We start from the raw sequence: 12,219 nt of genomic DNA on the forward strand, positions 1-12,219 counted from the left end.
CTGGCATCCTGACGCAAGAGAAGAGAGGCCCCGCATGGCTGCGACTCAGCGCAGGAGCCGGAGAATCATGATGACGCCGGAGGAGCTGGACGAGTTCCTCGGCACCCAGCGCATGTGCCGAGTCGCCACCGTCTCGAGCGACGGCGCTCCGCATGTCAGTGCCCTCTGGTTCGCATGGGACGGCACCTCGTTGTGGCTGTACTCCATCGTGCGCAGCAAACGATGGGCCGATCTTCGCAACGATCCGCGCGTCGCGATCGTCGTCGACTCCGGCGAGGGGTACGGCGAGCTGCGCGGGGCCGAGCTGTCAGGCACCGCCGAGTTCGTCGGCGAGATCCCCCGCACCGGAGAACCGTGCACCGAACTCGACGCGCTGGAAGCGTTGTTCGCCCGCAAGAACTTCGGCCTGGAGGCAATGCCGCACGACGGCCGGCATGCGTGGATCCGTCTGACACCCTCGAAGACCGTCTCCTGGGACTTCCGCAAGCTGTAAAACCCCGCACTCCCTTGTGCCGACCCAGTCGGACGCTTGGCACTCGGCCGGCCGCAGCGAACCGGACAGTTGCCAGAAAGGCGGTACGTGGACAACACGTGGAGCATGTCTTGACTGAATGTCCGGTACGAGCTTTTCCGCTCCGGGTGGCTGACGGATCGGCCGGCCCGCATTAACTCCACCGCGCCGAAGCCCCTTTTCCAACGCCACTTCGTCTCAGCTCGAGGAAGCCCATTCCCTCACCTCGCTCGACGCCGTAAGAAATCGCGAAGGCTCGCCCAAACCGAATCCCCTGATGTACTGCGCCTGTGGGAGAACCCGAACATCGCTTTCTTCGCCTGCCCTCTCCCCTGCGGCACGATGACCGTCAGCCCCACTCGGAAAGGTCTCCTCAGCCGGACGGACGGCTGGAGTACTACGGCCCCGACCGGGAACGTGATTGTTCGGGCTCGCGCAGCAGCCCATGACGTTCCGCACTCATGGTCCAGTAGGAGATTCGGCGTGACACTCGGCGGCATACCCGCACCCCCTGCCCGCGACACCGCGCCTGACGCAGAGGCACGCAAGCGGCGCCTACGCCGTCGCCTGGAGCGACTGATCGGCGTCGCCGCCACCGAGGGCAACGAACTGGTCCCCCTGCGCAACGGTGACGAGATCTTCCCCGCGATGCTCGGGGCGATCCATTCGGCTCAGCACACCATCGACATGATGACGTTCGTGTACTGGCGGGGCCAGATCGCCCATGACGTCGCCGTCGCGCTGGCCGACCGCGCCCGCGAGGGGGTGCGTGTGCGACTGCTGCTCGACGGCTTCGGCGCCAAGAAGATCGAGCGGCGTTCACTGGACCTCATGACCACCGCGGGAGTGGAAGTCGCCTGGTTCCGCAAACCCGCGTGGCTGTCGCCGTTCAAGCAGAATCACCGCTGCCACCGCAAGGCCCTCATCATCGACGAGCACACCGCCTTCACCGGCGGCGTCGGCATCGCGGAGGAATGGTGCGGCAACGCGCGCAATCCTGCCGAGTGGCGGGACACTCACGTCCGGGTACGCGGTCCTGCCGTCGACGGCATCGCGGCCGCGTTCGCGCAGAACTGGGCCGAGTGCCACGACGAACTCTTCGACGACCGCGACCGCTTCACGGAGCACCCGCAGGCCGGCTCGTCGGTGGTGCAGGTCGTTCGTGGCTCCGCGAGCATCGGCTGGCAGGACATGCAGACCCTCATCCGGGTCATGCTCAGCTCCGCCGAGGAGAGCTTCCGGCTGGCCACGGCCTACTTCGCTCCGGACCCCTACTTCATCGACCTGCTGTGCGAAACCGCTCGTCGCGGCGTGCGTGTCGAAATCCTGTTGCCCGGGCCTCACACCGACCAGCGCGCCTGTCAGCTCGCCGGGCAACACCACTACACGCGTCTGCTGGAGGCCGGTGTACACATCCGTCAGTACCAGCCGAGCATGATGCACGCCAAGATCATCACCGTGGACTCGGTTGCCTCTCTCATCGGATCCACCAATTTCAACCGTCGGTCCATGGACCACGACGAAGAGGTGATGCTCGCCGTACTGGACGAGGAGTTCACCGCCGCACTCGAACGGGACTACGAGGCGGACCTCAAGAGCAGTGTGGACATCGACGTCACTCGATGGAGACGGCGAACAATCCTGCAACGTGTCAAGGAAGCCGCAGTCACCCCGATCCGGCGCTTCCTGTGAGCACAGGTGCGAGGCCTTCTCACTCCTGACCCCCGCCACCGCGCCCGGCTGGGCGCACGGACGGCGGTGAGGCCGGGGACGGGTACACGGCAGGAGGTCGCACGGGTTCCATCGCGCGTGCCCGTCCCGCCCCCGACTGCAGCACGACTACCCCTGCCGCCGTTCGCGACGCCTCTGCGGGATACGGCCTCCTCCAAAGCCTGATCACCGCCACGCCCGGCATACGACGGGGTCCGGCCGATATCGGCCGGACCCCGGGATGAAAGGCGCGCACGCTGATCAGGTCACCATCGGTACCAGCGGCCTCGGCCGCCACCGGCGGTGCTGGAGCGCATGACGAAGCCGAGAAGCCACAGCACCAGGACGACGACGGCGACCCACCAGAGAATCTGGACGGCGAAGCCGGCACCGAAGAGGATCAGGGCGAGGATCAGAACTATCAGCAGGGGAACCATGTTTATCAACCTCCTGCATCTTCGACTTCCCGGCAATTGCGCGGTCATTCACCGATGAAGCCCTGTTTATGAAAAGAACGCCGGGGCACTCGCGAGGTACCGCGACCGCGGCACACGATCTGGCAGGAGGTGCCTTTCCATGACTGCCGGCGAGAAGTCCAAGGCAAAGATCGAGCAGGTCGAGGGCAAGGCCAAGAAAGCCGTGGGAAGCGCAATCGGTAACGATCGCATGGCCGCCGAGGGCCAGGCGGAAAAGAGTACGGGTGATGCCCGTGAGGCCAAGGAAAAGGTGAAGGACATCTTCAAGCGCTGACGGCGCCTTCTCCACCGAGGACCATGAAAGGGCCTGCCCGGCGTGATTCCGGGTAGGCCCCTTTTCAGGGATGTCGCCCACCGGTGAGGCAACCCGATACACACGGCCGGGCGGTGGCGCACGAAATGCTGGACGAGGTGACCCGAGGACGGAGGGGGAGCATCCACGCCATGGATGACGCAGACGGTCATACGGTTCGATGGTGGGCGGCGCTGCGCCGGACCCCGGTGGCCGTCTGGAACGACGACGTCACGGACTGGGCCGCCGCACTGACCTATTACGCCGTACTGGCCCTGTTCCCCTTGCTGCTGGTGATGCTCTCGATCCTCGGTCTGACCATGCCCACGGCCGAGCCCGAGGTCATCGACCGTATGACGCAGGCCGTCCCGGCCGAGTCCCGCGCTCTGCTGCGCAGCACCCTGCGGGAGATGGCCGGACAGTCGTCGACGGCCTGGACGTTGATCTTCGTCGGAGGGACGGGAGCCCTGTGGTCGGGATGGAGCTATCTGAGCGTCTTCCGCCGGGCGATGTACGCCATGCATCGGATCGACGCGGACCGGCCGGTCTGGCGTACCGCTCCACGGATCGCCGTCACGGCCCTGGTCCTGATCACGCTGCTTCTCACGTCGACCCTCGCGTTGCTGCTCACCGGCAACCTGGCCCGGCGTCTGGGAAGGGCGCTGGATCTGGGTTCCGGACCCCAGTCCGCCTGGGACACACTGCGGTGGTCGGTGATAGCCGCGGTCGCCGTCGCCCTGGTGCTCGTCCTGTACCGTTCGGGCCCGTCACGGGCCCGTCCTGTCAGCCGGATGGCACCCGGCGGCACCTTGGCGGTGGTACTCCTGCTGGCCGTCTCACTCGGCTTCGCCCTCTACACCTCGCATGTCAGCACCTACGACCGCTTGTACGGCTCCCTGGCCGGCATCGTGGTCTTCCTGATCTGGCTGTGGCTGTCCAACCTGGCACTTCTGGTCGGCGCCCAGTTCAACGCGGAGCTGGCGAAACCTGTGCGCGAGGAATGATCGCGGGATCCTGCCCGACCCGGCAGGATCCCGCTGGGCCGACAACCATCAGCGGGTGCTGAGCATGCCTTCGCGCAGACGGGCCAGGAGGCGCGTGATGAGCCGCGAGACGTGCATCTGGGAGACGCCGAGGTGTTCGCCGATCTGGGCCTGGGTGAGTTCGTCGACGAAGCGCCAGTGGATGATCTGGCGGTCGCGTTCGTTCAGCGCGGCGATCATCGGTGCGAGAGCGTGGAAGTCCTCGACCAGCCCGAGGGCCGCATCCTCGTCGCCGATGAAGTCCGCCAGCGCGGCCTCGCCGTCCTCGCTGCCGCTGATCGCCGCGTCCAGGGAGGCCGACCGGTACCCGTTGGAGGCCAGTTGGGCCTCGACGACCTCGTCCTCCGGAAGGCTCATCAGCTCGGACAGCTCGCTGATCGTCGGTGTCCGGCCCAGCCGGGTGTTCAGTTCCTCGTTGGCTCGCGCCAGTTGGACGCGGGCTTCCTGCAGACGCCGGGGCACATGCACCGCCCAGGAGGTGTCGCGGAAGAACCGCTTGATCTCGCCGACGATGTAAGGGACGGCGAAGGAGGCGAACTCCACCTCACGGGTCAGTTCGAAGCGGTCGATCGCCTTGATCAGGCCGATCATGCCGACCTGGACGATGTCCTCCATCTCCTCCGGACCGCGGCTGCGGAACCGGCCGGCCGCGTAGCGGACGAGGGACATGTTCATCTCGATGAGCGTGTTGCGCGCGTACTGGAACTCGGGCGTGCCCTCCTCCACCACGGTCAGTTGGTAGAAGAACACCTTCGACAACTCCCGCGCGTCCTTCGGCGCGACCTTGGAGGGGTCCGCGATCTCGGGAACGTCCACCCTCTGCTCGGCGGTCTGCACGGTGGTCGTCGTCATGATGCGCCCTTCCCGGTCGATCGGTCTCGTCATCGGCCGGTCCTTCGACCGACACGCTCGCGTGTACCCCGGTCGTCGAGCCGTATTCCTCGAACTTTCGAATTTCTCGGTTTCCGCTCGGCTCGCTGCTCCGCGTGGGGACACGCAGAGGGTCGGGCGGTCCGGCTCACAGGAGCCGGAAGCGCAGTCGGCAGATCACCGCGTCCGTCTCCCGCCGCACGGCGTGCGCGACGACCCCGCCCCGCTGGTTCTGCAGCAGCCGCTGCCACAGCCGTTCCGGTTCGGTCTCCGGGATCAGGACGGTGACGCGGGTGGCCGGCTCGTTGGCGGCCACTTCATGGACGTAGGCGGCTATGGGGCGGCCCAGACTGCGCCGCTCGCTGGTCAGCCGGACGAGGGTCACACCCGGGTCCCACTCGGCCCAGGACCGCTCCAGAACGTGCAGGGCCGCCCGGTCCTCGGGGTCCGGGTAGCAGACGGTGACCGCTCGGACCTCGTCGCCGAGGGAGGAGGCAGCCGTGAGCGCCTCCGACGTCAGCCTGGACAGGGACGAGACGGGCACGATCACCAGCGAGCGCTCGCGGTGCGGGGGATCCGGTATGCGCCCGAGGCCGAGCCGTTCGCCTATCCGCCCGTAGGCGCGGTGCACGGTCTCGAAGGCGACCACGAGCAGCGGCAGGGCGATCACGATCAGCCAGGCGCCCTCCGCGAACTTCTCCACCGTGACGACGACGGTCGCGACACCGGTGAGCAGCGCTCCGAAGCCGTTGAGCAGCGCCTTGCCGCGCCATCCCCTTCCCCGTTCCAGACGCCAGTGCCGGACCATGCCCACCTGGGCGATCGTGAACCCGACGAACACACCGATCGCGAAGAGCGGGACCAGGGTGTTGGTGTCGCCGCCGGAGAAAACGAGCAGGGCTGCGGAGACAGCGGCCAGCGCGAGGACGCCGTGCCGGTGGACCTGCCGGTCGGCCTTGAGGGCGAAGACGTGCGGCGCGTAGTTGTCGCGGGCTAGCAGCTTCAGCAGCACCGGAAGGCCGCCGAAGGAGGTGTTCGACGCCAGGGCCAGCAGGATCATCGTCGCGAACTGGATGACGTAGAAAGCCCAGTTGTGGCCGAGTGAGGCGTCCGCGAGCTGGGCGAGGACGGTGACACCCTCGACCGGCTGGAGGTGGAAGCGGCCGATGAGTACCGACAGGCCGATGAGCATCACGCCGAGGACACCACCGAGGGCGATCTCCGCGCGCTGCGCCCGCTTCGCGCGCGGGACGCGGAAGGAGGGCACGGCGTTGGCGATGGCCTCCACCCCGGTCAGCGCGGCGCAGCCGGAGGCGAAAGCTTTCAGCAGAAGGAGCGCGCCCACGGTCGAGGCGTTGTCGGCGAGCGCCGAGGCATGACCGGCCGCCGTCGCCGTGCTCACCGGCTCGGACCGGAACAAACCGACGACGATCAGCACGAAGATCGAGCCGACGAAGACAACCGTCGGCACGATGAACACCCTTGCCGACTCCACGATGCCCCGCAGGTTCACGCCCGTGACCAGAGCGAGAACGGCCAGGCACAGCCACAGCCGGTCGTCGTAGAGGGCCGGGAAGGCCGAGGTCAGGGCGGCCACACCGGCGGTGACGGCCACCGCGACGTTCAGGACGTAGTCCAGGACCAGCGAGGCCGCCGCGACCAGGCTGGTGCGGGCGCCCAGATGCGTCTTGGCGACGGCGTAGGAGCCACCACCGTCGGGGAAGGCCGCGATGACCTGACGGTAGGAGGCGACCAGCACCGCCAGCAGACCGGCGATCGCCAGTGTCACCGGCAGCGTGAAGCCGAGCCCGTGCGCACCGGCGGCGGCCAGGACGAGGACGATCGCCTCGGGGCCGTACGCCACCGACGCCATCGCGTCCAGCGACAGGGCGGCAAGGCCGGTGACAGCGGTGAGCCGATGGCGTTCGCCGGTATCAGGCGGCTCCTCGCCGGCCGGGACGGCGTTCGGCTCGGTGGTCAGGACGGACATGGACACGGGCTCCTTCTTCCCTCGGTCACGCACGGAAGCCGAGCTGTGCGCGACTGCGTCCAGCTTCTGTCCGTTTCCGCCGCGTCCGACGGTTCCTTGCGGCTTCTTCGCGCTCAACCGGCCGACCTTGACGGAACCTTGACGGGCGGCCTCAATGCCGCGCGTTCGAACAGCTGAAGACCCACCACGCGTGGCATTGAACCCGCCCCGGTCACTGCCCACCGCATGCTCGCCCTCCCCCGTACGGCCCAGTCCCCACCCGGTCCGCCCGAACAGCCGCTCCCCGATGTGCCACCGGCGGTCCCACGGCCGGTCTTAACGCAAGCTTGACGCCGGTCTGTGATCCACCCCTCAGCCTTCACGTCACTCTCTGCATACGCTGGTGACGCCGTCCGCGTGATGGCCGAAGCCCCACGCTGAGCCGCACACCGGGAGACCACGCCGATGGCCACCACCGAACACCCGCCGTCGAGCCGACTACGGACGTGGATGCTTCAGGGCCTGTCCGACATGGGCAAGAGCGGTGGCCTCACGGGCCCGCACGCCAAGCCCGAGCCTGCGCACAAGGGCCAGCGGTGGTGGCGGGTGATGTGCCTGACCGGCGTCGACTACTTCTCCACCCTCGGCTACCAGCCCGGCATCGCCGCCCTCGCGGCCGGCCTGCTCTCCCCCGTCGCGACCATCGTCCTCGTCATCGTCACCCTCGCCGGCGCCCTGCCCGTCTACCGCCGCGTCGCCGAGGAGAGCCCGCACGGCGAGGGCTCCATCGCGATGCTGGAACGACTGCTCTCCTTCTGGCAGGGCAAACTGTTCGTCCTGACCCTGCTCGGCTTCGCCGCCACCGACTTCCTGATCACCATCACCCTCTCGGCCGCCGACGCCTCCACCCACCTGGTCGAGAACCCGCACCTGACCAGCGCGCTGCACGACAAGCAGGTGCTGATCACCATGATCCTGGTCGCCCTGCTCGGCGCGGTCTTCCTCAAGGGCTTCCTGGAAGCCATCGGCGTCGCCGTCGTCCTGGTCGCGGTCTACCTCGGGCTGAACGTCGTGGTGATCACCGTCGGCCTGTGGCACGTCATCACCGAAGGCCACGTCATCACCGACTGGTCCACCGCCCTGACCGCCGAACACGGCAACGTCTTCGTCATGATCGGCGTGGCACTGATCGTCTTCCCCAAGCTCGCCCTCGGCCTGTCCGGCTTCGAGACCGGCGTCGCGGTCATGCCGCATGTGAAGGGCGACGACAGTGACACGGAGGAAAGCCCGAAGGGCCGTATCCGGGAGACCAAGAAGCTGCTGACCGCCGCCGCGGTCATCATGAGCGTCTTCCTCATCGCCACCAGCTTCATCACCACCCTCCTCATCCCGGAGAAGGAGTTCGAGTCCGGCGGCCAGGCCAACGGCCGTGCGCTCGCCTATCTCTCCCACGAGTACCTGGGCAACACCTTCGGCACGGTCTACGACGTGTCGACGATCGCGATCCTGTGGTTCGCCGGGGCCTCGGCGATGGCCGGCCTGCTCAACCTGATGCCCCGCTACCTGCCCCGCTACGGCATGGCCCCGCACTGGGCACGCGCCGTGCGCCCCATGGTCATCGTCTTCACTCTCATCGGCTTCCTCGTCACCTGGATCTTCGACGCGGACGTGGACAAGCAGGGCGGCGCGTACGCCACCGGCGTGCTCGTCCTCATCAGCTCGGCGGCGATCGCCGTGACCATCGCCGCCCGCAAGGCCGGCCAGCGGGGCTGGACGATCGGCTTCGCCGTCATCTCGGCGGTGTTCCTCTACGTCACCGTCGTCAACGTCATCGAACGCCCCGACGGCGTCAAGATCGGCGCCTGCTTCATCGCGGGCATCATCCTGGTCTCGCTGCTGTCCCGGCTGGCCCGCGCCTTCGAGCTCCGCGTCACCAGCGTCACGCTCGACCCGATGGCGGAACGATTCGTCCGGGACGTCGCCAGCCGGAAGATCCGCTTCATCGCCAACGAGCCCGACCAGCGCGACAACGCCGAGTACCGCGACAAGATCGAGCAGATCCGGACCGACAACGACATGCCGGAACAGGAGGACTTCGTCTTCGTCGAGGTGACCGTCACCGACCCCTCCGAGTTCGAAGCGGGCCTCACGGTACGCGGCGAAGTACTCCACAACCGCTACCGCGTCCTGACCCTCGAATCCTCCTCCATCCCCAACGCCCTCGCCGCGCTGCTCCTGCACGTCCGTGACACGACCGGCTGCATCCCGCACATCTACTTCGAGTGGACCGAGGGCGGCCCCTTCGCCAACTTCCTGCGCTTCTTCCTCTTCGGCCAGGGCGAGGTCGCCCCCGTCACCCGGGAGGTCCTGCGCGAAGCGGAACCGGACCGCGCCCGCCGCCCCCGCGTCCACACCGGCTGACTCGGGCGCCCGCATCAGGATCCCGTCAGGACGCGCCCGTACGGCGTCAGAACCCCGTCAGCGACAGTCGCCGGCCGCGCACAACCGCCTAGCGTCAGCGACATGACATCCCTGGACCCGTCGGCCCCGGTCGGCGACCGCAACTGGCGCGGCAGTGCCCGGCTGGCGGCGATCTGCGCCCTGGTGTTCTGCGCGCTCTCCCTGCTGGTGGACTGGGACGCGGGCAGCCTGACACTTCCGCGAGCCCTGCTGTGGCTGACCTTGTCCGCCACCGTCCTCGTCATCCTGCTCCCGCCCCGGGTGACCGCGGGGCCCGGCCGGCTGACGGTAAGCACCCTCTCGCGCAGGCACATCGTGCGTACGGACTCACTGGTTGCCGTACGGCAGTTCGGCGGCGTCTCCTCGTACCTCGTCCTGTACGACACCCACGGCGGGCGCCTGGAACTCGACCCCCGTGTCCTCACCGCCAACCCCCTGATCTGGCACGAGCTCGACACCGGTTTCCACCGCTCCGTCGAACGCGGCACGCTCCGTCAAGGCACGGACGTCCTGGAGCAGCTCGGCCACCGGATCGACATGGAGACCATGCGAGCGGTCCTGACGGCGTCCGGGCTCTCTTGACGTCCGGACGACGCCCAACTGTTCCTCGCCGACCACGTCGTTCGCTTCTACGCCCGGCGATGCGGCCTCGCGCCCATGGCGGGACGCCTGCTGGGCCACCTCCTGGTCTGCGACCGGCGCAGCAGACGGTCGACGAGCCGGGCGAAATCCTTCCGGCGAGCCGCGGCACCAGAACCGGCGCGGCCGAACAAGCAGAGCGTCACGGGGCCGCCCCGCGCACCCGCACCGCCGGTGAGCACGCGGACCGGGTGAGACCGAACCCGGGCGGTCGGCAGCCCCATGTCCCGACGTCACCCGTCACCATGCCGCACCGTTTCCGGGAGGGCCCGGCCTCCTCGCCGAACGCCTGCCCGGATGGCAGGCAGACACATGGGAGCCACACCGCAGTGCACTGCGCGCGTCGGGACACCTGACCAGCCCCACGAACAGCCCCGCACAGAGAGGTCACCCACGATGACCGAGCACACCCCGAACACACAGTCCGCCTTGTCAGCTCTGTCCGCTCTGCGGGACCGGGCAGCGCACGGCGTCCCCGGCGCGGTCGACGAGCTGATCCAGCTCGCCGCCGAACTCGGCGATACGACCGAACTGCGCCGCCTCGCGGACGCGGGCCACGCCGACGCGGCCGACGAGCTCATCCAACTCGCCGCCGAGCAGGGCGATCTCGCGGAACTTCGACGCCTCTCGGACGGCGGCAGTGCCACGGCCACCGACCAGCTGATCGAACTCGCCACCGAGCTGGACGACTTGGACGAGCTGCGGCGTCTGGCCGACCGCGGCAACGCCACCGCGGCCGAACAGCTCGCGGAACTGACCGCCGAGTGACCTGAGCCTGCCGTCGGCGAACTCTGTCGCGGACGGCGACGACGCAGGACACCATGAGCAGACGGGCGAGTACTCGGACGTACCGGCCCACCCAGGCATGTGCCCAGCGGCGAGGCAGGAATCCGTAAGCCTCAGCGGGCGGCCTGTCGAGCCTCGCGGATGCAGGTGTCGAGGATGTCGACGGCCGTGTCGACGTCGACGTCGCTGTGGTCCGCCATGGCCTGCAGCCGGAAGCGGGCCGCGTCGGAGGCGACCGCGGGCTGCTCGACGAGATGCGCGACGAGACCGGCCCGGGCGATGAGACCGGAGGCAGTACGGCCGGTGGGCGTGTCGCCGATGAGGACCGGCACGACCGGGCAGACCACGTCGCCCATGACCTCCAGACCGCGCGCCGTCAGTCCCTCGCGCAGCCGGGTGGCGACGGCCGCGACCGCCGTACGCCGCCGGGCACCCTCCGGTGAGGTCACCACGGCCAGGGCGGCCAGCGCCACCGCGGTCTGTACGGGGGTGATGGCGCTGGAGAAGGTCTGGGGACCGCCGAACATCCGCACGTACTCCCGCGCGGACGCCGAGGGCGTGGCCAGGAATCCGCCCGTGGTGGCGAACGTCTTGGAGAACGCGCCGACGACGAAGTCGACCTCGCCGAGGATGCCGTGCACCTCCAGCTGGCCGCCACCGGACTCGCCCATGGCGCCGAAGTCATGGGCGACGTCGACCATCAGCTGAGCGCCGTACTCCCGGCAGATGCCCAGCAGTTCGGCGAGCTGCGGGGTGTCGGAGTCCATGGAGAAGACACCCTCGGTGACGACGAGCACGGCGTTCTTGGTGTCGGTGGCGCGGATGCCCTTCAGGTGGCGCCGTACGGCGTCGTTGTCGAGGTGCCGGAAGAACTCCACGGTGGCCCCACTGGCGGCGGCGCCCTGGCGCAGCGAGTCGTGGGAGAGGCTGTCGAGGAGGATGTGGTCGCGGCGGTGCGTCAACGACCGTATGGTGCCGAAACCGGCCGCCCAGCCGGTCGGGAAGAGCGCCACGTGCTCGGTGCGCAGGGCCTCGCCCAGCCTCGCCTCCAAGGCCTTGCTGATCGGGGTGGCGCCGCCCAGGGCCGGGGAGCCGGCGGTGAGCGGGCCGTAGTCGCGCAGAGCCTGGTGGGCGGCGTCGAGGACGGCGGGGTGCGCGGTGAGGGACAGGTAGTCCTGGCCGCCGAAGTTGGGGCCCCGGGTGACCACTCCGGTGTCCGACACGACGGTGGCACGGGTGCTGAGGCCGGTGTCGTAGCGGCGGAAGTACGGCCACAGATCAGCTGCTTGGCGGTCGAGCTGCCAAGCGAGGTAGGCGTCGTTACGCGTGATCAGATCGGGTCCGGACACCGTGCGGAAGCGCATGATGTCCTTCTCGCGGGCATCGGTCCGCCTGCTGCCGAGCGGCCCGGCCGCAGGGGTGGTGGTGCCGGGCACAGTGGTCGTCATGGTCGGTCGTCTCCT

General features: G+C 68.6%; 11 protein-coding genes. 7 read left to right on the top strand and 4 right to left on the bottom strand.

The features are described 5' to 3' along the window. Nucleotides 1-34 precede the first annotated feature (34 nt). Together G3I71_RS22530 and G3I71_RS22535 are read left to right on the top strand one after the other, a co-directional pair. Nucleotides 35-493: a pyridoxamine 5'-phosphate oxidase family protein gene (locus tag G3I71_RS22530; RefSeq protein WP_164316639.1), complete on the top strand. Its 459-nt coding sequence runs from the start codon at nucleotides 35-37 to the stop codon at nucleotides 491-493. Between the two features lie 501 nt (nucleotides 494-994). Beyond that, entirely contained in the window at nucleotides 995-2,203 is a 1,209-nt protein-coding gene (locus G3I71_RS22535; RefSeq protein WP_343243038.1) for a phospholipase D-like domain-containing protein, read from the top strand. A 284-nt stretch (nucleotides 2,204-2,487) separates the two neighbouring features. Here the strand turns inward: G3I71_RS22535 and G3I71_RS22540 are convergent, their stop codons facing one another. Next, on the bottom strand, nucleotides 2,488-2,658 hold the full coding sequence (locus G3I71_RS22540) for a hydrophobic protein (RefSeq protein WP_164316640.1): 171 nt from the start codon (nucleotides 2,656-2,658) through the stop codon (nucleotides 2,488-2,490). Nucleotides 2,659-2,797: 139 nt separating this feature from the next. Here G3I71_RS22540 and G3I71_RS22545 point away from each other — a divergent pair, with 139 nt between their 5' ends. Together G3I71_RS22545 and G3I71_RS22550 are read left to right on the top strand one after the other, a co-directional pair. Beyond that, a complete protein-coding gene (locus G3I71_RS22545; protein ID WP_164316641.1) occupies nucleotides 2,798-2,971 on the top strand; it encodes a CsbD family protein in 174 nt (57 codons plus the stop codon). 170 nt (nucleotides 2,972-3,141) lie between these two features. Continuing rightward, nucleotides 3,142-3,993, top strand: a complete 852-nt coding sequence (locus G3I71_RS22550) for a YihY/virulence factor BrkB family protein (protein WP_164316642.1) — start codon at nucleotides 3,142-3,144, stop codon at nucleotides 3,991-3,993. A 48-nt stretch (nucleotides 3,994-4,041) separates the two neighbouring features. Here the strand turns inward: G3I71_RS22550 and G3I71_RS22555 are convergent, their stop codons facing one another. Together G3I71_RS22555 and G3I71_RS22560 are read right to left on the bottom strand one after the other, a co-directional pair. Then, the gene (locus G3I71_RS22555) at nucleotides 4,042-4,884 is read right to left on the bottom strand and encodes an RNA polymerase sigma factor SigF (RefSeq protein WP_164316733.1); all 843 of its coding nucleotides are present in this window, start codon (nucleotides 4,882-4,884) and stop codon (nucleotides 4,042-4,044) included. Between the two features lie 166 nt (nucleotides 4,885-5,050). Next, on the bottom strand, nucleotides 5,051-6,892 hold the full coding sequence (locus G3I71_RS22560; protein WP_164316643.1) for an APC family permease: 1,842 nt from the start codon (nucleotides 6,890-6,892) through the stop codon (nucleotides 5,051-5,053). Nucleotides 6,893-7,336: 444 nt separating this feature from the next. Here G3I71_RS22560 and G3I71_RS22565 point away from each other — a divergent pair, with 444 nt between their 5' ends. The 3 genes from G3I71_RS22565 to G3I71_RS50380 all read left to right on the top strand — a co-directional run bounded on the left by G3I71_RS22565 (nucleotide 7,337) and on the right by G3I71_RS50380 (nucleotide 10,738). Beyond that, on the top strand, nucleotides 7,337-9,292 hold the full coding sequence (locus G3I71_RS22565) for an APC family permease (protein ID WP_164316644.1): 1,956 nt from the start codon (nucleotides 7,337-7,339) through the stop codon (nucleotides 9,290-9,292). 102 nt (nucleotides 9,293-9,394) lie between these two features. Continuing rightward, nucleotides 9,395-9,913 carry a hypothetical protein gene (locus G3I71_RS22570; protein WP_164316645.1) on the top strand — a complete coding sequence of 173 codons (519 nt, stop codon included), beginning with the start codon at nucleotides 9,395-9,397 and terminating at the stop codon, nucleotides 9,911-9,913. 453 nt (nucleotides 9,914-10,366) lie between these two features. After that, on the top strand, nucleotides 10,367-10,738 hold the full coding sequence (locus G3I71_RS50380) for a hypothetical protein (RefSeq protein WP_203731046.1): 372 nt from the start codon (nucleotides 10,367-10,369) through the stop codon (nucleotides 10,736-10,738). A 131-nt stretch (nucleotides 10,739-10,869) separates the two neighbouring features. Here the strand turns inward: G3I71_RS50380 and G3I71_RS22580 are convergent, their stop codons facing one another. Further along, a complete protein-coding gene (locus G3I71_RS22580) occupies nucleotides 10,870-12,204 on the bottom strand; it encodes an aminotransferase class I/II-fold pyridoxal phosphate-dependent enzyme (RefSeq protein ID WP_164316646.1) in 1,335 nt (444 codons plus the stop codon). Nucleotides 12,205-12,219 lie beyond the last annotated feature (15 nt).

The organism is Streptomyces sp. SID12501, from assembly GCF_010550245.1.
GTDB lineage: Bacteria > Actinomycetota > Actinomycetes > Streptomycetales > Streptomycetaceae > Streptomyces.